The following is a 20,834-nucleotide window of genomic DNA, read 5'->3' as shown; positions in this document are numbered from 1 at the left end:
CCTTTGCCGCGCGAGGAAAACCGAAGAATTTTAGCATGAGCGAAACCAAGACCAGTATCCCGGTTGTCTGTTTTGAAGGCAGCCCGTATCGATTGCATCAACCGTTTCCACCGGCTGGCGACCAGCCCGAGGCGATTCGCCTGTTGGTCGAAGGCCTGGAGGATGGGTTGTCCTATCAGACGCTGCTCGGTGTGACCGGCTCGGGGAAAACCTACACGATGGCCAATGTCATCGCCCGGACCGGCCGGCCGGCGCTGGTTTTGGCCCCGAACAAGACGCTGGCGGCCCAGCTCTATTCGGAGTTCAAGGAGTTCTTTCCGGAAAACGCCGTCGAGTATTTTGTCTCCTACTACGACTACTACCAGCCCGAAGCCTACGTGCCCTCGCGCGATCTTTTCATCGAGAAAGACAGCTCGATCAACGACCACATCGAGCAGATGCGCCTGTCGGCCACCAAGAGCCTGATCGAGCGGCGCGACGTGGTGATCGTCGCGACCGTCTCCTGCATCTACGGTCTCGGCGACCGCGACGAGTACCACAACATGATCCTGACCATGCGCGTTGGGGATCGCCTGGATCAGCGGGCCATCGTCAAGCGCCTGATCGACATGCAGTACGAACGCAACGATGTCGATTTCCATCGCGGCATCTTCCGTGTGCGTGGCGACATCATCGATATTTTTCCTGCCGAGCATGCCGAGCATGCCATCCGTGTCTCGCTGTTCGACGACGAAATCGAAAGCCTGCAGTTCTTCGATCCGCTGACCGGCCATCTGCTGCACAAGGCGCTGCGGTTTACCGTTTTCCCGGCTTCGCATTACGTGACGCCCCGGGCTACGGTTGTTCGTGCCATCGAGGCGATCAAGGATGAATTGCGCGAACGTATCGATTTCTTCACCCGGAACAACAAGCTGGTCGAAGCACAGCGCATCGAGCAACGCACCAAATTTGACCTCGAATTGCTCGACCAGATCGGTTTCTGCAAAGGGATCGAAAATTACTCGCGGCATTTTTCCGGGCGCAAGCCGGGCGAATCGCCGCCGACCCTGATCGATTACTTGCCTTCGGACGCCTTGATGTTCATTGACGAATCGCATGTCTCTATCGGCCAGGTTGGTGCGATGTATAAGGGCGACCGATCGCGCAAGGAAAATCTGGTCGATTACGGCTTCCGCCTGCCGTCGGCGCTCGACAACCGGCCATTGAAATTCAGCGAGTTCGAGGCGCATTTGCGGCAGACCATTTTTGTTTCCGCGACGCCTGCCGATTACGAAAATGAGCATGCCGGGCAGGTCGTTGAGCAGGTGGCCCGGCCGACCGGGTTGGTTGATCCGGAGGTGTTGGTGCGTCCGGCATCGACACAGGTCGACGATTTGCTGGCCGAGAGCAAAAAACGTATCGCACTCGGCGAACGGGTCCTGGTGACGACGCTGACCAAGCGCATGGCTGAGGATCTGACCGATTTCCTGGCCGATAACGGCATCAAGGTCCGCTATCTGCACTCGGACATCGATACCGTCGAGCGCGTGGAAATCATCCGTGATCTGCGTCTGGGTGAGTTCGACGTGCTGGTCGGCATCAATCTGCTGCGCGAAGGGCTGGATATTCCCGAAGTATCCCTGGTTGCCATTCTGGATGCCGACAAGGAAGGCTTTTTGCGTTCAGAGCGCTCGCTGATTCAAACCATGGGCCGCGCCGCGCGCCATCTCAATGGCACGGCAATCCTTTATGCTGATACGATTACAAAATCCATGCAGCGTGCGATTGCCGAAACCGAGCGGCGGCGGGAAAAACAGATTACTTTCAATGCGGAGCACGGTATTACGCCGCGCGGGGTGTCCAAGAAAATCAAGGACATCATCGACGGCGTTTATGATGCGGAATCCGCTCAGACCGAATTGAAGGCAGCTCAGCAGCAGGCCGTATATGAGGCAATGGATGAGAAGACAGTAGCCAGGGAGATCAAACGGCTCGAGAAATTGATGTTGGAGTGCGCGAGAAACCTGGAATTCGAAAAAGCGGCGGCAGCCCGCGATGATCTGTTCCGGCTCAGGGAGCGGGTATTCGGCGCGGCGCAGCACGACCCTGACGGAGATGAGACAAAATGAGCTTTCGCGTGCTGCTCGTCTGTATGGGCAACATCTGTCGTTCCCCAACGGCGGAAGGGGTCCTCAGGCAGTATATAAAAAACAATAAATTAGGTGATAGGGTCGAAGTCGACTCTGCGGGAACCCACGGTTACCACGTCGGTGAAGCTCCCGATGCGCGGACGCAGCGCGCCGCCGCCGCCCGTGGCTACAACCTTACCCAGTTTCGTGCCCGCAAGGTCGCCCGGCAGGATCTCGACTATTTCGACCTGATCCTGGCGATGGACAGGAGCAATCTTGAAAACCTGCTTCGCATGGCAACGCCGGAGCAGAAAACACGCATCAAACTGTTCATGGAGTTTGCCAAGAACTTTGATGATGAGGAGGTTCCTGATCCGTATTACGGTCTCGGTCACGGCTTCGATCTGGTGCTCGATATGGTCGAAGACGGCGCCCAGGGGCTGATCGATGAAATCAGGGGAAGACTCGGTAAGCCATAGCTATCTCGTGCGATAGACAAAAAGAAGGGGCACCCATGGGCGCCCCTTCTTTTTTAGTGCAGGCGTTTTACTTGCCTGTTTCAACCATCACCAGCGGTGCTGCCTCGGCCTGTTCGCCAGCCGGCTTCTGCTTGCGCGGACGACCAAGCTTGACCGGCGGTTCCTGGGCGATAACTGCCGGTGCCGTGGTCTGGACCAATACCAGGCCGCTTTCGACCAGGGATTTTTCCAGATTGACTGTCGCAACGACTACGGTCGGTGCCGGTGGGGCTGCAACTTCAACGGTTTCCACAATCTCAACTGCGACAGCTTCAACCGGTGCAGCAACAACGGGGGCGGGTTCAATAGCAACCGATGCGATTTCAGCGACGACCGGTGCAGGTTTTTCCTCGACTGGCGGGACTTCCGCAACGACTTCAGGCTGCGCTGCCGGGGCAGATGCTTCGACCGGAGCAGGAGCTTCGGCTTCGGCGGCCGGGATTACGACAACCAGTGGCTCCTGGCTGACCGGCGGAGCAATGGCTTCGTCGGCCATCGAGCTGTTGTCCTGGGCAACCGGTGCCGCGGTGGCGCTGTCGGTTTCGTTGCGACGTTCGCTACGACCACGGCCGCCACGGCGACCACGGCGACGGGCGCCTTGTTCTTCTCCGTTGCCGCTTTCCTGACCTTCGGGGGCGTTGATCGCCGCATTGTTCGCCGTAACCTCGGCGGCTGCAACTTCAGGCGTCAACTTGTTTTCGACGACTTCAGGTTGCTGGCGCTCGCGGCGTTCTTTGCGTTCTCCGCGCGGACGGCGTTCCTGACGTTCCGGACGTTCGCCGGTGGCTGCGGCCGACTCCTCGCGCGGTGCCTTTTCAGCGTTGCGTTCGTTGCGATTGCCCCGTTCCGGACGTTCACCACGTTCGCTACGCTCCTGGTTGCCGTTGCGGCCACCGCGGCGGTTATCGCCACGGCCTTCGCCGCGCTCACGACGGCCATCGTTACGGCCCTCGCGAGCTTTCTTCGCCGGTGCGGGCGCCGGAGCCGGTTCAACCGCCTTGGGCGGGGTGCGGAACCAGGACATGATCTTGGAGATCAAGCCGCTATCGCTCTGGGCTGGAGTCGTTGAGGCAACTTCAACAATTCTTTCGGCCATCATCGGGGCCGGCTGATCCGGAGAGATGCCCTTGACGACCGCTTCCTGACGGGGTTTGGCGGCTTCCATCTGGGTCGCTTGCTTGATGGCTTCCTCCAGCGGCATGTCGACCATCTTGTAGGACGGCTCGCGGATTTCCTCGTTGTTCAGGTCATCGTGGCGCAGGCGGGTAATCGTGTGCGCCGGGGTTTCGAGATGAACGTTTGGAATCAGCAGGATGGTGACCTTGTGGCGCAGCTCGACGGCCTGGATATCCGGGCGCTTTTCGTTGAGCAGGAAGGTAGCGACATCGACCGGGACCTGGACATGCACGGCACCGGTGTTTTCCTTCATCGCCTCTTCTTCCAGGATGCGCAGGATGTGCAGCGCAGCGGATTCAGTGGAGCGGATGTGTCCAGTGCCGGTGCAGCGCGGGCAGGAGATGTAGCTGGTTTCAGCCAGGGCAGGGCGCAGGCGCTGACGGGACAGTTCCATCAGGCCGAAGCGGCTGATCTTGCCCATCTGGACACGGGCCCGGTCGAAACGCAGCGCATCGCGCAGCCGGTTTTCGACCTCGCGCTGGTTGCGCTGGTTTTCCATGTCGATGAAGTCGATGACGATCAGGCCGCCAAGGTCGCGCAGGCGCAACTGGCGGGCCAGCTCTTCAGCCGCTTCCAGATTGGTCTTGAAGGCGGTTTCTTCGATGTCGGCACCCTTGGTGGCGCGACCTGAGTTGACGTCGACCGCAACCAGTGCTTCGGTATGGTCGATGACGATGGCGCCACCGGACGGCAGGTTTACCTGACGGACAAACGCCGTTTCGATCTGGTGCTCGATCTGGAAGCGTGAGAACAGGGGAACATCGTCGCGATAGCGTTTGACGCGATTGATGTTGGCCGGCATCACCGTACCCATGAAGGCGCGGGCCTGGTCATAGACTTCGTCGGTGTCGATGAGGATTTCGCCGATTTCCGAATGGAAGTAGTCGCGAATGGCACGAATGACCAAGCTACCTTCCAGGTAAATCAGGAAGGCGCCGTTTTGTTGCTTGGCGGCGCCTTCGATGGCGGTCCAAAGTTGCAGCAGGTAGTTCAAGTCCCACTGCAATTCTTCGGATTGGCGGCCGATGGCAGCGGTACGGGCGATCAGGCTCATGCCGTTGGGGACTTCAAGCTGATCCATGACTTCGCGCAGTTCGGTGCGTTCGTCGCCGTCAACGCGACGGGAAACGCCGCCGCCGCGCGGATTGTTCGGCATCAGGACCAGATATCGGCCGGCCAGCGAAACGTAGGTGGTCAGGGCGGCGCCCTTGTTGCCACGCTCGTCCTTGTCGACCTGAACGATCAGTTCCTGGCCTTCTTTCAGCGCTTCGTTGATCTTGGCGCGACTTACCTCGACGCCGGGTTGGAAGTAGGCGCGAGAAATTTCCTTGAATGGGAGAAAACCGTGGCGATCGGCACCGTAGTCGACGAAGCACGCTTCGAGGCTGGGTTCGATGCGGGTAATGACACCCTTGTAAATGTTGCTCTTGCGTTGCTCTTTGGCGGCGGACTCAATGTCGAGGTCAATCAGTTTCTGACCATCGACAATGGCGACACGGAGTTCTTCCGCCTGTGTCGCATTGAATAGCATGCGTTTCATTGTATTGGGGCTCCAGCGCGCTTGGGCACGCTGCAACGGAACACCCGTACAGGCAGCGACAGTTTCAGTTATCGGGTTGCGTCATGGGTAAATGGCAAAGGCGATGATGAAAGTGCTGATCAACAAACGGTCGCGTGTTTTTTATTGAAATGCGCAACCTGAAAATTCCTGCAACGGGCAATCCGTGCGTGCTTACGGCGGGCTAATCCATTAACATCACTACTTTTGGTGAGTGAACTTAACCAGTCGTTTTACGTTGGTCTGGCTTGTACAAGTCGCACAAGTGAGGCTTCGGAGCCTGCCGCGTGGCAGTCGCGCTTTATGCACGAGGCAAACGGTCTGACGGTTCTGAATCTCTTGCAAACCGAGACGTAAAACGTGGGCAGTATATTAGAAAATGAACAGCGCTGGTAACTATTCAGTCACCCATCTGGTGATCGACGAAGAGCAGCAGGGCCAGCGATTGGATAACTTCCTGATCCGGCATTGCAAGGGTGTTCCAAAAAGCCATCTTTACCGCATTCTGCGTAGTGGCGAGGTGCGGGTAAATAGCGGCCGGGTCGATGCGACCTACCGCCTGTGCGCCGGCGATAAACTGCGCGTTCCACCTATTCGCATTGCCGAACGGCCGCAGAATGAGGTCGACGAAGCCGCCAAGCAACGGGTCGATCTGCCGATCATCTACGAAGATGAATCCATGCTGGTTATCGACAAACCGGAAGGGATTGCGGTGCACGGCGGTAGCGGGGTCAGTTTTGGCGTTATTGAGGCACTGCGTCGGCAACGGCCGCAAGCCAAGTTCCTTGAGTTGGCCCACCGCCTCGACCGTGAAACCTCGGGTGTGCTGCTGGTCGGCAAGAAGCGGCTGGCATTGACGGCGCTCCACGACATGTTCCGTGAGCACGGGGCCGGGGCGGACAAGCGTTACCTGGTTCTGGTCAAGGGGCGCTGGATGAACACGACCCAACACGTCAAGTTGCCGCTGTATAAATATCTGACGGACAGTGGTGAGCGCCGCGTCTCGGTGAACCCTGAGGGCAAGCCATCGCATACGGTGTTTCGCCTGCTGGCGCGCTGGCCGGAGATGAGCTTGCTTGAAGCCCAGCTAAAAACCGGACGGACCCATCAAATTCGTGTCCATCTGGCGCACCTTGGTTTTCCCATTCTCGGTGACGAAAAATATGGTGATTTCGCTCTGAATCGAGAGAGCAAGCGTAACGGCCTCAAACGCATGGCGCTGCACGCTTGGCGCATGGCGTTTCGACATCCGCTTTCGGCGGCGCCGCTGGAGTGCGTCGCGCCTTTGCCGGACGGCATAAGGAGCTACATCGCGGTGGTCGACCAGCAAAATGTACGAGAATTCACCGCCGAGAATCTGGCGGATATTTTAGCGAAGGGTTGTTGAAGTCAATGAAATACGAACTGGTCGTTTTTGATTGGGATGGCACCTTGCTCGATTCGGCAGGGGCCATTGTTAATGCCATACAGTCGGCCTGTCGCGACCTTGGTCTGGCGATCCCGGATGATGCGCGCGCCCGCCATGTGATCGGGCTTGGCTTGTCTGATGCCTTGCGCCATGCGGTTCCCGATCTGCCGCTTGAGCGCTATCAGGAAATGATCGAGCGTTATCGCTTTCATTACCTGTCAAGCGACCACGAGTTGAATCTGTTTGCCGGGGTGCGTGAAATGCTCGCCCGTCTGCAGGCCGCTGGGCATATCCTGGCGGTCGCGACGGGAAAAAGTCGTCCCGGTCTTGACCGGACGCTTGATCATTCCGGGCTGCGTCCGCTGTTTCAGACTTCGCGCTGCGCCGACGAATGTCATTCCAAGCCGCATCCGCAGATGCTGGAAGAACTGATGGCGGAATGCGAGATTGCCCCCGAAGCCACGATAATGATCGGTGACACTTCGCACGATTTGCTGATGGCCAGCAATGCCGGTGTCGATAGTCTGGCGGTGACCTATGGCGCGCATCCCCATGACCACTTGCTGGAGTGCAGACCGCTGGCTTGTCTGCATACGGTTCAGGAGCTCGATCAGTGGCTGAAGAACTTCGCCTGATCTGCGCTAGTCATGAAGTGGTCGAGGTGGGTAAGGGATTCAGGTTTACGATAAGGCGCCATCAACGGGATGTGCCGGCCTTTGTCATTCGCTACAAGGGTGGTGTTTATGCCTATTTGAATGAATGTGCGCATGTTCCGGCGGAGCTTGATTGGCAACCTGGGGAGTTCTTTGATAATTCCAAGCTATACTTGATTTGCTCGATTCATGGCGCACTTTATGCTCCGGAATCCGGCAGATGTCTCGGTGGACGCTGCCAGGGAAAAGGTTTGAAACCTCTAAGGGTCCGCGAAATTGCAGGACTCATATATTTGGATCAACAGAATAATCATGGATAACCCCCAAACACCCAACAATGCACCTGGCTGGGAACGCCTGGCGCTGGAAAAACTGGCCTTCTCGGCGCTGCAGGAGCAGCGCTTGCGGCGGCGTTGGGGAATATTTTTCAAGTTTCTTGGCTTTGCCTACCTGCTTGTCGTCATGGTTGCGGTTGTCGATTGGGGGGCTGATGCCGAACATTTGGAGCGGCACACGGCACTGGTCAATCTGAATGGCGTCATCCAGGCCAAGGGTGAGGCCAACGGAGAAGATCTGATCGCGGCACTCAACGGTGCTTTCGAGGCCAAGAATGCGGTCGGAGTAATCTTGCGCATCAATAGTCCAGGCGGTAGTCCGGTTCAGGCTGGGATTGTCAATGACGAGATCCGGCGCTTGCGCGGCAAGTATCCGGACAAGCAGTTATACGCAGTCGTCGAGGATATGTGTGCTTCGGGTGGTTACTACGTGGCCGCTGCGGCTGACAAGATTTATGTAGACAAGGCCAGCATCGTTGGTTCGATTGGCGTGCTGATGGATGGCTTTGGTTTTACCGGCACGATGGACAAGTTGGGTGTCGAGCGCCGGTTGCTGACGGCCGGTGCAAACAAGGGCTTCCTCGACCCGTTTTCACCTCAGGCTCCGCAGCACAAGGAGCATGCGCAGCTTTTGCTCAACGATATTCATCAGCAATTCATCGATGTCGTAAAGGCTGGTCGCGGCAAGCGGCTGAAAGAATCCCCGGAGATGTTCTCGGGCTTGATGTGGACGGGCGCGCAAAGCGTCGAGCTTGGCCTTGCCGATGGTTTTGGTAGCGTGGATTCAGTGGCGCGCGATGTCATCAAGGCGGAAAAAGTCCTTGATTACTCGGTCAAGGACAATATCGCTGAACGCTTTGCCAAGCGATTGGGGGCAAGCACCTTTGCCGGATTCTGGAATGGCTTTTCGGAAAGCGCCCAGGGCGTTCGTCTTCAGTAGCGGCTTAGGCGAGCAGAAGGAAGACTGACGGACGCCGCTCGATTTCGGGTGGCGTTTGTTTTTTCCATTGCTGGATTGTTCGCGTCAGTACCGATTCGCCGGGTAGCGTGAGGTCGGTTGCGACAGCCAGGCGAGTTCCCGGTTGGCAGGCTTGCAGGATGCTGTCGAACATTTGCCGGTTGCGATATGGCGTCTCGATGAAAATTTGCGTTTGCTGCCGTTTTCTGGATTCGCTTTCGAGCTCTTTCAGGGCTTTGCTTCGGTCGGCTTCCTTGGCCGGCAGGTAGCCTTGAAAGGCAAAGCGCTGACCATTCAAGCCTGAGGCCATTAGGGCGAGCAGTAGCGACGAGGGGCCGATGAGCGGAACGACGCGGATGTTTTCCTTTTGCGCCAGTGCCACCAGATTTGCCCCGGGGTCGGCGACAGCGGGGCAGCCGGCCTCGGAGAGCAGGCCGACGTCGTGGCCGGCACGCAAGGGGGCGAGCAGAAGGTCGAGCTCGTTGGTCTTGGTGTGCTCGTTAAGCTCCACCAGTGTCAATTCCTGCAGGGGGGTATCGGTCCCCGCTGCCTTGAGAAAGGCGCGGGCTGTCTTGGCCTGTTCGACGACGAAATGTGTCAATGGCTTGATTGTCGCCAATACATTGGCTGGCAAGGATTCCGCTGGAGCCGTTGGCCCCAGCGGTACGGGTATCAGGTAGAGTGTGCCCGGCATCAAAGTATCGCCATGCCCTGACGTCGCAGCATGTCGCATAGCGCAATCAGTGGCAAACCAACCAGGGCGTTGGGATCTTCCCCCTTCATGCTGCTCAGCAGGGCGATGCCAAGGCCCTCTGATTTGGCCGAGCCGGCGCAGTTGTAGGCGGGCTCGCGGCGGAGATAGTTCTCAATTTCCGTGTCGCGCAGTTGGCGAAAAGTTACCAGTGTCGGAACGCCATGCACATCGGCTTCGCCGGTCCTTGAATTGAACAGGCAGAGGCCAGTGAAAAAATTAACGGTTTTCCCCGACAGGGCTCGCAGTTGCTCGACGGCGCGCTCGTGGGTGCCGGGCTTGCCATAGATTTCACCATCGACTGTAGCGACCTGGTCGCTACCGATGATCAGGGCATCCGGATATGCTTCAGCAACTGCTCGTGCCTTGGCTTCAGACAGGCGCAAAGCCATGGCCTCAGGTGTTTCACCGGCGAGGGGGCTTTCATCGGTTTGCGGGTTGGCGACTTCAAAAGGCAGCCCGAGACGGCCCAGCAACTCCCGCCGGTAGGGCGAGGTTGACGCGAGAATTAGTTTTGGTGGCATGAAAGGCTCGTTACAACAAGGTGTTGCGATTACTTCTTGAAGCAGCACTTTGTTTTGACTTGGAAAGCCAAAAATAATATCATCTAGGGTTTAAGTCGTAACAGCTCAACATTGAAAAGAATTTCAGACGCTTTTGTTTTTGCTAGGGAAGGCCGTGTTCTTGAGGGAACGCTGCCAGTCTCTGTCCTTGAGCGTCTGCATGATCTGCTGACCGAGGTGGAGGGAGAGGTATCTTTCCGCCTTCAGGGGTCTCAGGGGGCGCGCGGAGAGTGCATGCTGCATCTGGAGGTTTCGGGAGTTATCCCGCTGGCCTGTCAGCGCTGCCTGAACGCCGTTCCTCATGAACTCGATGTCGACAGCCTGCTGGAACTCGTTCCTGAAGGCGCCGACTTGTCGCAAGATGAGCTGGAAGACGACACCCGGGATTTCCTGCCGGTGGCTCGCGAACTGGATGTGGTTGAGTTGGTGGAGGATGAAATTCTCCTGGCTCTGCCAGTCGCGCCGCGGCACGAAAAATGTGGTTTGCCTGGCGCAGCCGATGCCGGCGAACGGGTTCGTCCGTTTGCAACATTGGCCGGGCTTAAAGGCAAGCCGAACTGATTTTTTTGGAGTATCAACATGGCCGTTCAACAGAACAAAAAATCCCCTTCCAAGCGTGGCATGCATCGCGCTCACGATTTCCTCGTCGCACCGCCGCTGGCTGTCGAGCCGACCACGGGCGAGACGCATCTGCGTCACCACATTTCTCCCAACGGGTTTTACCGTGGCAAGAAAGTCCTGAAGGCAAAGGGCGAGTAATCGTTCATTGAAGGGGCAGGCGGTTCGTTTCGGACCGCCTGCCTTTTCTTTTGTTATGACAACCCGCATTGCTATTGATTGCATGGGGGGTGACCACGGGCCGTCTGTAACGGTTCCGGCGGCTATCCAGTTTCTTGCGGAGCAAACGGCAGCAAATCTCATCCTGGTGGGTCAGGAGGAGGTTTTGCGCCCCTTGCTTGGCAGCCATGCCGAAAATCCTCGTCTGCGTCTGGTCCATGCCTCGGAGGTGGTTGGCATGGACGAGTCGCCATCGCTCGCCCTGCGCGGCAAGAAGGACTCGTCTATGCGCGTCGCCGTCAACCTGGTCAAGGCCGGGGACGCTGACGCCTGCGTTTCTGCAGGTAATACCGGGGCGCTGATGGCAATTTCCCGGTTCGTGCTGAAAATGCTGCCCGGCATCGATCGCCCCGCCATCTGCGCGCCACTGCCGACAATCAACGGTCATACGCACATGCTCGATTTGGGCGCCAACGTCGATTGTGGGCCGGAACATTTGCTGCAGTTCGGCATCATGGGGGCCATGCTGGTGGCCGCCATGGAGCACAAGGATCGGCCGACTGTCGGCATCCTCAATATTGGTGAGGAGGAGATCAAGGGCAACGAGGTTGTCAAAGCGGCGGCCGAACTGTTGCGTAGATCCGATCTCAACTTTGTCGGTAATGTCGAGGGTGACGGAATTTTCAAAGGCGAAGCTGATGTGATCGTTTGCGACGGCTTTGTCGGTAATGTTGCCTTGAAGACTTCCGAAGGTCTGGCGCAGATGTTGGCCTCTTCGTTGCGTAGCGAGTTCAAACGCAACTGGTTAACGAAAATTGCCGCATTGATTGCCATTTCCGTCCTCAATAACTTCAAGAAGCGTTTTGACCATCGGCGTTACAACGGGGCCATTCTTCTCGGACTCAAGGGGATTTCAGTCAAGAGCCACGGTTCGGCTGATGTGATGGCCTTCGGTAACGCGATTTCGCGCGCCTTCGATGCTGCGGAAAATCGTGTTCTGGAGCGTATTACCGGGCGTATGGCCCAGATGGCTGCGGTTAAAGCCGTCGCTGTGGAGAGTGTCTGAATGTATGCACGTCTGATCGGTACGGGCAGCTGCCTTCCCGGAAACCCCGTAAGTAACCACGATCTGGCTGCGCGTGGCATCGATACCAATGATGAATGGATCGTCACGCGTACCGGTATTCGCAGTCGCTACCTTGCTGCTCCGGGCACTACCTCCAGCGAACTGGGTTTGGTGGCGGCGCAGCGTGCTCTGGAAATGGCCGGTGTTGCAGCCAGCGAAATTGATCTGATCATTGTCGCTACCTCGACGCCGGACTTTATTTTCCCCAGTACCGCCTGTCTGATTCAAGGGCAGTTAGGTAACAAAGGGGCGGCGGCTTTTGATGTGCAGGCGGTTTGCAGCGGTTTTACCTATGCACTGGGGATTGCCGACAAATTTATTCGCTCCGGTAGTCACAAAAAAGCGCTGATCATTGGTGCCGAGGTCTTTTCACGGATCCTCGACTGGACCGATCGTGGCACCTGCGTGCTATTCGGTGACGGTGCCGGTGCTGTCGTGCTTGAAGCCTCGGATACGCCCGGAATTCTCGCTACTGCGATGCATGCCGACGGTAGCCAGAATGGCATTCTGAATGTTCCCGGCCAGATTAGTGGCGGACAGGTAACTGGCGACCCATTTCTGCGTATGGATGGTCCTGCCGTCTTCAAGTTTGCTGTCCGGGTGCTGGCGGATGTTGCTGAAGAAGTCTGTCAGTCAGCTGGCATTCAGACCGGTGACGTTGACTGGCTGATTCCGCATCAGGCCAATATTCGCATCATCGATGCGACGGGAAAAAAACTTGGTGTCGACCGTAGCAAGGTCATCGTGACTGTTGATCGTCACGGCAATACCTCGGCAGCCTCCGTGCCACTGGCACTCGATGAGGCGGTGCGTGACGGACGCATCCAGCGCGGCCAGAAAGTGCTGCTGGAGGGTGTTGGCGGAGGCTTTACCTGGGGCGCTGCCCTGCTCGAATTCTGATTCAGGAGACGGACAAACATGTCTTTTGCTTTCGTATTTCCCGGCCAAGGCTCACAGAGCGTTGGCATGATGGCTGCCTATGGCGATTCTGCCGTGGTGCGCGCCACCTTTGATGAAGCTTCGGCCGCTCTCGGTGATGACCTTTGGGCGATGGTTGCCGAAGGGCCGGCCGACGTGCTGACTCAGACGGTTAATACCCAGCCGGTGATGTTGACGGCAGGCATCGCCGCCTGGCGCCTGTGGCTGGAAAAGGGCGGGCGCAAGCCCGTCGTTCTGGCCGGTCACAGCCTGGGCGAATACTCGGCGCTGGTCGCTGCCAACGTCCTTGAGCTCAAGGAGGCCGTACCGCTGGTTCGCTTGCGTGCTGCCGCCATGCAGGCCGCCGTGCCGCTTGGAACAGGAGGTATGGCGGCGGTGCTGGGGCTGGACAACGCCCGTATTGCTGAAGCCTGCGTCGAAGCGGCTCAAGGTGAAGTTGTTGAGCCAGTCAATTTCAATGCCCAAGGGCAGACCGTGATTGCTGGTCACAAGGCTGCCGTCGAGCGTGCCATGGAAGCCTGCAAGGCTCGCGGCGCCAAGATGGTCAAGGCCTTGCCGGTATCGGCGCCTTTCCACTCCTCGTTAATTCGTCCTGCCGCCGACAAACTGGCGGCGCGCCTGGCTGAGTTGACTCTGCGTGTGCCGGCGATTCCGGTAATCAACAACGTGGATGTGACGATCGAAAGCGATCCGGTTCGTATCAAGGATGCGTTGGTCCGCCAGGCCTACAATCCGGTTCGCTGGGTTGAGACGATTCAGTCGATGGCCGCAATGGGGGTCACGACGATCGCCGAATGCGGTCCGGGCAAGGTGTTGGCTGGTCTGAGCAAGCGCTGTGCTGACGGCGTGACCGGCGTTGCCCTGGCCGATATCTTAGCTATCGATGCCAACCTCGGTCTGGAGTAGTTGATGCTGAATGACAAGATTGCGCTGGTTACCGGTGCCACACGCGGCATCGGTCGTGCCATTGCGCTGGAACTCGGCAAGCGTGGCGCTACCGTTATCGGCACGGCCACTAGCGATGATGGAGCGGCAAAGATTTCTGCCTTTCTTGCCGAAGCTGGCCTGAAAGGGAAGGGCGTGGCTCTCAATGTATGCGATGCGGCCCAGACCGACTCGGTACTTGGTGATATCGTTGCGGATTTCGGTGCCATAACGATTCTCGTCAATAATGCCGGGATTACTCGTGACAATCTGGCCATGCGCATGGGTGACGACGAGTGGGATGCCGTAATCGACACTAATCTCAAGGCGGTTTTCCGCATGTCGCGCGGCGTCATGCGGGGCATGATGAAGGCGCGTTTCGGTCGTATCGTCAATGTCACGTCGGTCGTTGGCTATTCCGGAAATGCCGGACAGGCTAATTATTGCGCCGCCAAGGCCGGCGTTGCGGGAATGTCCCGTTCGCTGGCTCGCGAACTGGGTAGCCGTAACATCACTGTTAATTGTGTTGCGCCGGGCTTTATTGCCACCGACATGACACATGCACTGACCGAAGAGCAAAAGAAGGCTATGCTTGCCTCAATTCCTCTTGGTCGAGCTGGAACGCCGGAAGATATCGCCGGTGCTGTCAGTTTTCTCGTATCCCCGACCGCCGCCTACATCACGGGCACGACAGTGCATGTGAATGGCGGCATGTTTATGGATTAATTCCCGGAAGCCTCGGCTTTTGGTAAACTTGCAACGTTTTTTTTCGTACCCCTGAGGGGAAGGAGTTTTTCTAATGGATAACATCGTAGAGCGCGTCAAGAAGATCGTCGCCGAACAACTGGGCGTGAACGAAGCGGACATCAAGAATGAGTCCTCCTTTGTGGACGATCTGGGCGCGGATTCCCTGGACACCGTCGAACTGGTCATGGCACTGGAAGAAGAATTCGAGTGCGAAATCCCTGACGACCAGGCTGAGAAGATCACCACGGTCCAGCAGGCAGTCGATTTCATCCTCGCCAACAAAAAATAAACCAATTCTGGTTGCCCTAGGCAAGGCCGGCCTCCATGGCCGGCCTTGCCACATTTGCTTTCGGAGTGAACCTTGGCACGTCGCAGAGTCGTAATTACCGGACTGGGTATCGTTAGCCCGGTCGGAAACACCGTCGAAGAGGCTTGGCAGAATATTCTGGCCGGCCGCTCCGGCATCGCCCATGTCACCAAGTTCGATGCATCTACCTTTCCGGTTCAGATTGCCGGCGAGGTCAAGAATTTTGATATCGCCAGCTATATCTCGGCCAAGGATGCCCGTCGAATGGATACTTTCATTCATTTCGGCATGGCGGCCGGCATTCAGGCTGTGCGTGATGCAGGCCTGGATCAGGAAAACGTGGCCGATCTCGAGCGCGTTGGCGTCGCCATTGGTTCAGGAATTGGTGGTCTGCCACTGATCGAAGCGACCAAGGAAGAGTACATCGCCGGCGGTGTCCGTAAGGTTTCCCCGTTCTTCGTGCCGGGATCAATCATCAACATGATTTCCGGCAACCTGTCCATCATGTATGGCTTCAAGGGGCCGAATATCGCCCTCGTTTCAGCTTGTACCACGGGGACGCACTCCATTGGCGACGCTGCCCGGATCATCGAGTACGGCGATGCCGACGTGATGGTTGCTGGCGGTGCCGAGTCTACGGTGTCGCCGCTCGGTATGGGGGGGTTCTGTGCCGCTCGCGCGCTGTCCACCCGCAATGACGATCCGGCAACCGCCAGTCGTCCGTGGGACAAGGATCGCGATGGATTCGTCTTGGGCGAGGGGGCTGGGGTCATGGTTCTTGAGGAGTATGAGCATGCCAAGGCCCGTGGCGCCAAGATCTATGCCGAGCTAACCGGCTTTGGCATGAGTGCTGATGCCCACCACATTACGGCTCCGGATACCGATGGCCCACGGCGTAGCATGCTGAACGCCCTGAAAAATGCCGGCGTTGGGCCGTCTGATGTGCAGTATCTGAATGCCCACGGTACTTCGACCCCCCTCGGCGACAAAAACGAAACGGCGGCCATCAAGCTGGCGTTTGGTGATAGTGCCTACAAGGTGGTGGTCAATTCGACCAAGTCGATGACTGGGCATTTGTTGGGTGGTGCTGGCGGTATCGAGTCGTTATTTACGGTCCTTGCCATTCATCATCAGATCTCGCCGCCAACCATCAATATTTTCAATCAGGATCCGGAATGCGATCTTGATTACTGCGCCAATACGGCACGGAAAATGAAAATTGATATTGCGCTGAAGAATAATTTCGGCTTCGGCGGCACCAACGGTTCGCTGGTATTCCAGCGCGTCTGATCCGGCACGTCAGGTAAAAACGGTGCAGTTTCCGATTACCATCGGACTGCACCGTTCTCGTTTTCTGGATGCGGCTTTGCTTCTTGCCGCTTTCTCGGCAACCGCTGCGGCGCTGGCTTTTCGACAATCGCCCCTAGTTCAGCTGGCGTTTGTGATGGCGACCTGGCTACTTTTTGGACTAGCCTGGCGGCAGATGTCGCCGAAGCTTTCAGCAATTCGTCTCGAGCGTGCCGGGCAGGTTTCCATTCGTGGCATTCGTGAAAGTGATTTCCTGGCGACCCGCTTGCTGCCGGGGGCAACGGTTCATCCGTGGTTGACCATCATCAGGTTGGTAGCCGACAACGGACAGTGTCATACGCTGATTGCTACCGTCGATTCGCTGAATCGACAGGATTTTCGACGCCTTCGGGTGTTTCTCCGCTGGCAGGCTGATTTCAACGTGCCGGACGACGACGCTTGAGAACCGTGTTTTTCGCCTTTTTCAGCATTTCAGGATAGTCGCGGGAAAAGTGCAGGCCACGACTTTCCTTGCGCTGCATGGCACAGCGCACAATCAAATCGGCCGTAACGACGAGATTGCGTAGTTCAATCAGGTCATGGCTGACCCGGAATGTCGAGTAAAACTCATGGATTTCACGTGTCAGCAAGCCAATGCGATGTTTGGCCCGTTTCAGGCGTTTGGTGGTGCGAACGATTCCGACGTAATCCCACATGAAGCGGCGCAACTCATCCCAGTTGTGCGAAATGACCACTTCTTCGTCGGCATCGGTGACGCGGCTTTCATCCCAAAGTGGCAGCTCCGGTAGGGCCTCTGTTTTTCTGCTGAGAATGTCCTTGACTGCCGCTTCCGAGAAAATCAAGCACTCAAGCAGCGAATTCGAGGCCAGTCGGTTGGCGCCGTGCAGGCCGGTACAGGAAGCCTCGCCCGCGACGTAGAGATTGGCGACATCGGTTCGTCCCTTGAGGTCGCTGACGATGCCGCCGCAGGTGTAATGCGCGGCGGGAACCACTGGAATCGGCTCACGTGCGATATCGATGCCGAGTTCGAGGCAGCGGGCGTGGATGTTGGGGAAGTGATTGAGGATGAAATCCTCGCCCTTGTGCGAGATGTCGAGGAAAACACAATCGAGGCCGCGTTTCTTCATTTCGAAATCGATCGCCCGGGCGACGATGTCGCGTGGGGCGAGTTCAGCCCGTTCATCGTGTTCAGGCATGAAGCGCGTCCCGTCGGGCAGACGGAGCAGGCCGCCTTCGCCACGAACCGCTTCGGAAATCAGGAAAGATTTTGCCTGTGGATGATAAAGGCAGGTCGGATGGAACTGGATGAACTCCATGTTCGAAACTCGGCAGCCGGCGCGATAAGCCATGGCAATGCCATCGCCGGTCGAGGTGTCGGGGTTGGTCGTGTAGAGATAAACCTTGCCTGCGCCACCGGTCGCCAGTAGCGTGTTTGGGGCACCTATCGTGATTACTTCACCATTGCGACTATCCAGAACATACGCGCCGAAACAGCGGTTTTCTCCGGTTCCCAGTTTTTCACCGGTAATCAGGTCAATGGCGATGTGGCTTTCGAGTACCGTGATATTCGGATTGGCGCGGACTTTTTTGGTCAGCGTATTTTGGACGGCTAGGCCGGTAGCGTCGGCGACGTGAATAACGCGACGGGCGCTGTGGCCGCCTTCGCGGGTCAGGTGATACCCCGCTTCGTCCTTGGTGAAGGGGACGCCCTGTTCGATCAACCATTCAATGGCGCGGCGACCGTTTTCAACCACAAAGCGGGTGGCCGGTTCATCATTGAGCCAAGCGCCGGCGATCAGGGTGTCCTGAATGTGCGCCTCGATCGAGTCCTGGCTGTCGAGAACTGCTGCAATACCGCCTTGGGCCCACCCGGATGCCGAGTCTTCCAGGCTCCGTTTGCTGACCAGCGCCACACGGCAATGCTCGGCTAGCCTGAGGGCGGCCGACTGTCCGGCCAACCCGCTGCCGATGATAAGGACATCAAAATTCTGCACGGCTGTTCTCTAGGGGGATTATTTTGACTGAAATATAGCACGTGGAAAACCCATCTTCCCGTTACAGACAGTCACAATTAAGGATAATCCCCTATCTACTGCTCAAAAAATGCTGAGCTATACTCCGATTCATAAACATACTAACGACTACCCCCAGGGAAAACGAGAGCCATGAGTGAGCGCGAGATCGATCAGGCACTGGTCGAGCGGGCGCAAGGCGGAGATCAGCGCGCCTTCGACCAGTTGGTAAGCAAATACCAGCGCAAGTTGGGCCGTCTGCTTTCGCGCTTCATTCGCGATCCAGCGGAAGTGGAGGATGTTTCACAAGAGGCATTCATCAAGGCTTATCGCGCCTTGCCGTCCTTTCGGGGAGATAGTGCCTTCTACACTTGGCTTTATCGCATTGGCATCAATACCGCCAAAAATTATCTGGTTTCGCAAGGTCGGCGTGCTCCAACGTCTACCGAGTACGACGCCGAGGAGGCGGAGGGCTTTGAAGATGCGAGTCAGTTGCGCGACATCAATACCCCCGAAAGTCTGCTTCTCTCGAAGCAGATTGGCCAGACCGTAAATTCGGCAATGGAAGCTTTGCCAGAGGAATTGCGGACAGCCATCGTATTGCGCGAAATAGATGGGATGTCATACGAGGAAATTGCCGGAATCATGGCCTGTCCGATTGGAACCGTACGTTCCAGAATTTTCCGGGCGCGCGAAGCGGTTGCGGCTAAATTACGTCCGCTGCTGGATATCGCACCCGATCGACGTTGGTGAAGTATGAATGAAGAAAATAGCACTATCCAGGCGGTCGTCCGCTCAGTGGATGGCGATCAGGCACTGGTTGAAGTCGAGCAGGGCGGCTGCGGCCGTTGTCACGAAAAGGGTGGCTGTGGCGGTCAGCATTTGACGCAGATGTTTTGCAGCGGACCGAAGACTTACCGTGTGGACAATCTCGTTGCTGCCTCGGTCGGCGAGCGTGTGACTGTTGCCATCGCTGCTGGCAGTGTGCGACGCACGGCCAATCTGGCCTACGGCGTGCCGCTCCTGTCCATGCTTGTCGGAGCAGCGCTCGGTACGCAAATCGGTGGTGATCTGGGAGCGGTGTTGGGGGCCGGTGGGGGACTTGTTCTTTCGGTTATTTATGTTCGCTTTCGTTCTCGAGATGGCTCTGGAAATTTCACCCAACGTCCCCACATCATTTCCCGATCCTAGTTGAATCAGGAGGTATGCTGCCAATGAATCGTCTTATTGCTGCTTTTTCGCTAATTTTCTTCTGCTCATTCGTTAATGCTCAGGCACGCGGTCTGCCGGATTTTTCTGAGCTTGCCGAGAAGCAAGGGCCAGCCGTGGTGAATATCAGCACCACACAGGTTACGCGTGGCCAAAACCAGATGATGCCCTTTCCGTTCGATGAGAACGACCCGGCCTTTGAATTTTTCAAGCGCTTCATTCCTCGCCCACCCAGCGGTGCGACGCCGCGTGAGTTCGAGAACAAATCGCTCGGCTCCGGTTTCATCATCAGCAGCGATGGCTACATACTGACCAATGCCCATGTAGTGGATAGCGCCGATGAGGTCACCGTGCGCCTGACAGACAAGCGCGAATTCAAGGCCAAGACTATCGGATCGGACAAGCGGACCGATGTGGCGTTAATCAAGATCGAGGCCACCGGTCTGCCGGCTGTCAAATTGGCGGACACCGCGCAGTTGAAAGTGGGCGAGTGGGTGGTCGCCATCGGTTCGCCATTTGGCTTCGATAATTCGGTCACCGCAGGGATCGTTTCGGCCAAGGGCCGCTCGTTGCCGCAGGAAAATTACGTTCCTTTCATCCAGACCGATGTCGCGATCAATCCGGGTAATTCGGGCGGGCCGCTGTTCAATATGCGCGGCGAGGTGGTTGGCATAAATTCCCAGATTTACAGTCGCAGCGGCGGCTATATGGGGCTTTCCTTTGCCATTCCCATCGATGTGGCAATGGAGGTGCAAAGTCAGTTGCGTGCATCCGGCAAAGTCAGTCGCGGTCGTCTTGGCGTGGTCATACAGGAGGTCAGCAAGGAATTGGCCGACTCGCTGGGCTTGAGTAGGCCGATTGGGGCTGTGGTCAATGCCGTTGAAAAAGGTGGTCCGGCCGAAAAGGCTGGCCTGGAGGCCGGTGATGTGATCTTGAAGTTCGATGGCAAAACCATCAACAACTCGGCCGATTTGCCGCGCATGGTCGGGGTTGTCCGGCCGGGAAGTCGCGCGGTGCTGCAGGTCTGGCGCAAAGGGGCGACCCGTGATATTGCCGTTACGGTCGGCGAAATGGTCGACGAAAAACAAGCCAGCGCTCGTCAGTCCAGGGGGGGCAAGCCGCCTGAGCAGGCCGCCAACCGTCTCGGTCTGGTCGTCAATGAACTGACTGCCGAACAAAAGCGCGAGCTGAAAATGAACTCGGGGCTGCTCATCGAAGAGATTCGTGGCTCCGGTGCACGTGCCGACCTGCGGCCGGGTGACATTGTCATCGCGGTCATCAGCAAGGGGGCGACTACCGAAGTCAAGACTGTTGATCAATTCAATAAACTGCTTGCCCAGTTCGAGAAGGGCAGCAATGTTACGCTGTTGATCCGCCGTGGTGACATGCAGACTTTCGTCACAATCAAGGGTTTGAACGGTGGGGGTTGAACTGACCCTGCTTGGCCGCAGCTACTG

Annotated in this window: 22 protein-coding genes; 18 read left to right on the top strand and 4 right to left on the bottom strand. The window is 57.3% G+C overall.

The window, feature by feature from the left end:
• Positions 1–35: 35 nt before the first annotated feature.
• Entirely contained in the window at positions 36–2,108 is a 2,073-nt protein-coding gene (gene uvrB / locus ACLIKD_RS09135) for an excinuclease ABC subunit UvrB (RefSeq protein WP_428828063.1), read from the top strand.
• Complete coding sequence (locus ACLIKD_RS09130; RefSeq protein ID WP_226415054.1) at positions 2,105–2,587, top strand: low molecular weight protein-tyrosine-phosphatase; 483 nt, start codon at positions 2,105–2,107, stop codon at positions 2,585–2,587. Before uvrB ends, ACLIKD_RS09130 begins: the two co-directional genes overlap by 4 nt.
• A gap of 67 nt (positions 2,588–2,654) precedes the next feature.
• Here ACLIKD_RS09130 and ACLIKD_RS09125 read toward each other — a convergent pair whose 3' ends face one another.
• Entirely contained in the window at positions 2,655–5,342 is a 2,688-nt protein-coding gene (locus ACLIKD_RS09125) for an Rne/Rng family ribonuclease (protein WP_428828062.1), read from the bottom strand.
• Between the two features lie 397 nt (positions 5,343–5,739).
• On the opposite strand from ACLIKD_RS09125, the gene ACLIKD_RS09120 reads away from it, so the two are divergent.
• Genes ACLIKD_RS09120 through ACLIKD_RS09105 form a run of 4 tightly spaced genes read left to right on the top strand, consistent with a single transcriptional unit; the run spans position 5,740 to position 8,696 of the window.
• Entirely contained in the window at positions 5,740–6,747 is a 1,008-nt protein-coding gene (locus ACLIKD_RS09120) for an RluA family pseudouridine synthase (RefSeq protein ID WP_428828061.1), read from the top strand.
• 5 nt (positions 6,748–6,752) lie between these two features.
• Entirely contained in the window at positions 6,753–7,403 is a 651-nt protein-coding gene (locus ACLIKD_RS09115; RefSeq protein WP_428828060.1) for an HAD family hydrolase, read from the top strand.
• Positions 7,382–7,741: a Rieske (2Fe-2S) protein gene (locus ACLIKD_RS09110; RefSeq protein ID WP_428828059.1), complete on the top strand. Its 360-nt coding sequence runs from the start codon at positions 7,382–7,384 to the stop codon at positions 7,739–7,741. The genes ACLIKD_RS09115 and ACLIKD_RS09110 overlap by 22 nt, the downstream gene beginning before the upstream one ends.
• Positions 7,698–8,696: a S49 family peptidase gene (locus ACLIKD_RS09105; protein ID WP_428828058.1), complete on the top strand. Its 999-nt coding sequence runs from the start codon at positions 7,698–7,700 to the stop codon at positions 8,694–8,696. Before ACLIKD_RS09110 ends, ACLIKD_RS09105 begins: the two co-directional genes overlap by 44 nt.
• A 4-nt stretch (positions 8,697–8,700) precedes the next feature.
• On the opposite strand, the gene ACLIKD_RS09100 is transcribed toward ACLIKD_RS09105, so the two are convergent.
• Both ACLIKD_RS09100 and ACLIKD_RS09095 read right to left on the bottom strand, forming a co-directional pair.
• Entirely contained in the window at positions 8,701–9,408 is a 708-nt protein-coding gene (locus tag ACLIKD_RS09100; RefSeq protein WP_428828057.1) for an SAM-dependent methyltransferase, read from the bottom strand.
• Positions 9,408–9,989 (bottom strand): Maf family nucleotide pyrophosphatase, encoded by a 582-nt coding sequence (locus tag ACLIKD_RS09095; RefSeq protein WP_226415005.1) that lies wholly within the window; start codon positions 9,987–9,989, stop codon positions 9,408–9,410. The genes ACLIKD_RS09100 and ACLIKD_RS09095 overlap by 1 nt, the downstream gene beginning before the upstream one ends.
• Positions 9,990–10,262: 273 nt before the next feature.
• Here ACLIKD_RS09095 and ACLIKD_RS09090 point away from each other — a divergent pair, with 273 nt between their 5' ends.
• From ACLIKD_RS09090 to ACLIKD_RS09050, 9 genes are all read left to right on the top strand, one after another.
• Positions 10,263–10,589, top strand: a complete 327-nt coding sequence (locus ACLIKD_RS09090) for a YceD family protein (RefSeq protein WP_428828056.1) — start codon at positions 10,263–10,265, stop codon at positions 10,587–10,589.
• A gap of 18 nt (positions 10,590–10,607) precedes the next feature.
• Complete coding sequence (rpmF, locus tag ACLIKD_RS09085) at positions 10,608–10,787, top strand: 50S ribosomal protein L32 (RefSeq protein ID WP_203466559.1); 180 nt, start codon at positions 10,608–10,610, stop codon at positions 10,785–10,787.
• Between the two features lie 55 nt (positions 10,788–10,842).
• Positions 10,843–11,871, top strand: a complete 1,029-nt coding sequence (gene plsX, locus ACLIKD_RS09080) for a phosphate acyltransferase PlsX (RefSeq protein ID WP_428828055.1) — start codon at positions 10,843–10,845, stop codon at positions 11,869–11,871.
• Positions 11,872–12,831 (top strand): beta-ketoacyl-ACP synthase III, encoded by a 960-nt coding sequence (locus ACLIKD_RS09075; RefSeq protein ID WP_428828054.1) that lies wholly within the window; start codon positions 11,872–11,874, stop codon positions 12,829–12,831. It begins immediately after the preceding gene.
• Positions 12,832–12,849: 18 nt separating this feature from the next.
• Positions 12,850–13,776, top strand: coding sequence for an ACP S-malonyltransferase (gene fabD, locus ACLIKD_RS09070; RefSeq protein ID WP_428828053.1), 927 nt, complete (start codon positions 12,850–12,852; stop codon positions 13,774–13,776).
• A gap of 3 nt (positions 13,777–13,779) precedes the next feature.
• Positions 13,780–14,520: a 3-oxoacyl-ACP reductase FabG gene (fabG, locus tag ACLIKD_RS09065; protein ID WP_226414986.1), complete on the top strand. Its 741-nt coding sequence runs from the start codon at positions 13,780–13,782 to the stop codon at positions 14,518–14,520.
• Positions 14,521–14,593: 73 nt separating this feature from the next.
• Entirely contained in the window at positions 14,594–14,830 is a 237-nt protein-coding gene (gene acpP / locus ACLIKD_RS09060) for an acyl carrier protein (protein WP_066883607.1), read from the top strand.
• A 72-nt stretch (positions 14,831–14,902) separates the two neighbouring features.
• Entirely contained in the window at positions 14,903–16,138 is a 1,236-nt protein-coding gene (gene fabF, locus ACLIKD_RS09055) for a beta-ketoacyl-ACP synthase II (RefSeq protein WP_226414983.1), read from the top strand.
• Between the two features lie 22 nt (positions 16,139–16,160).
• The gene (locus ACLIKD_RS09050; protein ID WP_428828052.1) at positions 16,161–16,598 is read left to right on the top strand and encodes a protein YgfX; all 438 of its coding nucleotides are present in this window, start codon (positions 16,161–16,163) and stop codon (positions 16,596–16,598) included.
• Here the strand turns inward: ACLIKD_RS09050 and nadB are convergent.
• Complete coding sequence (gene nadB, locus ACLIKD_RS09045) at positions 16,573–18,150, bottom strand: L-aspartate oxidase (RefSeq protein ID WP_428828051.1); 1,578 nt, start codon at positions 18,148–18,150, stop codon at positions 16,573–16,575. The genes ACLIKD_RS09050 and nadB overlap by 26 nt on opposite strands.
• Positions 18,151–18,321: 171 nt before the next feature.
• On the opposite strand from nadB, the gene rpoE reads away from it, so the two are divergent.
• The 3 genes from rpoE to ACLIKD_RS09030 are packed head-to-tail and all read left to right on the top strand — an operon-like array spanning position 18,322 to position 20,807.
• On the top strand, positions 18,322–18,921 hold the full coding sequence (rpoE, locus tag ACLIKD_RS09040; protein ID WP_226414972.1) for an RNA polymerase sigma factor RpoE: 600 nt from the start codon (positions 18,322–18,324) through the stop codon (positions 18,919–18,921).
• A 3-nt stretch (positions 18,922–18,924) separates the two neighbouring features.
• A complete protein-coding gene (locus ACLIKD_RS09035) occupies positions 18,925–19,359 on the top strand; it encodes a SoxR reducing system RseC family protein (protein WP_428828050.1) in 435 nt (144 codons plus the stop codon).
• Between the two features lie 23 nt (positions 19,360–19,382).
• The gene (locus ACLIKD_RS09030; protein WP_428828049.1) at positions 19,383–20,807 is read left to right on the top strand and encodes a DegQ family serine endoprotease; all 1,425 of its coding nucleotides are present in this window, start codon (positions 19,383–19,385) and stop codon (positions 20,805–20,807) included.
• The last annotated feature ends 27 nt before the right edge of the window (positions 20,808–20,834 follow it).

Source organism: Azonexus sp. IMCC34842 (assembly GCF_050368855.1).
GTDB classification, from domain to species: domain Bacteria; phylum Pseudomonadota; class Gammaproteobacteria; order Burkholderiales; family Rhodocyclaceae; genus Azonexus; species Azonexus denitrificans_A.
This window is presented reverse-complemented; position numbering and strand designations above follow the sequence as displayed.

What these genes read in the sequence shown, in the direction of transcription:
- uvrB (WP_428828063.1), top strand. Translation starts at nt 36, where the DNA reads ATGAGCGAAACCAAGACCAGTATCCCGGTTGTCTGTTTTGAAGGCAGC.
- ACLIKD_RS09130 (WP_226415054.1), top strand. Translation starts at nt 2,105, where the DNA reads ATGAGCTTTCGCGTGCTGCTCGTCTGTATGGGCAACATCTGTCGTTCC.
- ACLIKD_RS09125 (WP_428828062.1), bottom strand. Translation starts at nt 5,342, where the DNA reads ATGAAACGCATGCTATTCAATGCGACACAGGCGGAAGAACTCCGTGTC.
- ACLIKD_RS09120 (WP_428828061.1), top strand. Translation starts at nt 5,740, where the DNA reads ATGAACAGCGCTGGTAACTATTCAGTCACCCATCTGGTGATCGACGAA.
- ACLIKD_RS09115 (WP_428828060.1), top strand. Translation starts at nt 6,753, where the DNA reads ATGAAATACGAACTGGTCGTTTTTGATTGGGATGGCACCTTGCTCGAT.
- ACLIKD_RS09100 (WP_428828057.1), bottom strand. Translation starts at nt 9,408, where the DNA reads ATGCCGGGCACACTCTACCTGATACCCGTACCGCTGGGGCCAACGGCT.
- ACLIKD_RS09095 (WP_226415005.1), bottom strand. Translation starts at nt 9,989, where the DNA reads ATGCCACCAAAACTAATTCTCGCGTCAACCTCGCCCTACCGGCGGGAG.
- ACLIKD_RS09090 (WP_428828056.1), top strand. Translation starts at nt 10,263, where the DNA reads ATGCTGCATCTGGAGGTTTCGGGAGTTATCCCGCTGGCCTGTCAGCGC.
- rpmF (WP_203466559.1), top strand. Translation starts at nt 10,608, where the DNA reads ATGGCCGTTCAACAGAACAAAAAATCCCCTTCCAAGCGTGGCATGCAT.
- plsX (WP_428828055.1), top strand. Translation starts at nt 10,843, where the DNA reads ATGACAACCCGCATTGCTATTGATTGCATGGGGGGTGACCACGGGCCG.
- ACLIKD_RS09075 (WP_428828054.1), top strand. Translation starts at nt 11,872, where the DNA reads ATGTATGCACGTCTGATCGGTACGGGCAGCTGCCTTCCCGGAAACCCC.
- fabD (WP_428828053.1), top strand. Translation starts at nt 12,850, where the DNA reads ATGTCTTTTGCTTTCGTATTTCCCGGCCAAGGCTCACAGAGCGTTGGC.
- fabG (WP_226414986.1), top strand. Translation starts at nt 13,780, where the DNA reads ATGCTGAATGACAAGATTGCGCTGGTTACCGGTGCCACACGCGGCATC.
- acpP (WP_066883607.1), top strand. Translation starts at nt 14,594, where the DNA reads ATGGATAACATCGTAGAGCGCGTCAAGAAGATCGTCGCCGAACAACTG.
- rpoE (WP_226414972.1), top strand. Translation starts at nt 18,322, where the DNA reads ATGAGTGAGCGCGAGATCGATCAGGCACTGGTCGAGCGGGCGCAAGGC.
- ACLIKD_RS09035 (WP_428828050.1), top strand. Translation starts at nt 18,925, where the DNA reads ATGAATGAAGAAAATAGCACTATCCAGGCGGTCGTCCGCTCAGTGGAT.
- ACLIKD_RS09030 (WP_428828049.1), top strand. Translation starts at nt 19,383, where the DNA reads ATGAATCGTCTTATTGCTGCTTTTTCGCTAATTTTCTTCTGCTCATTC.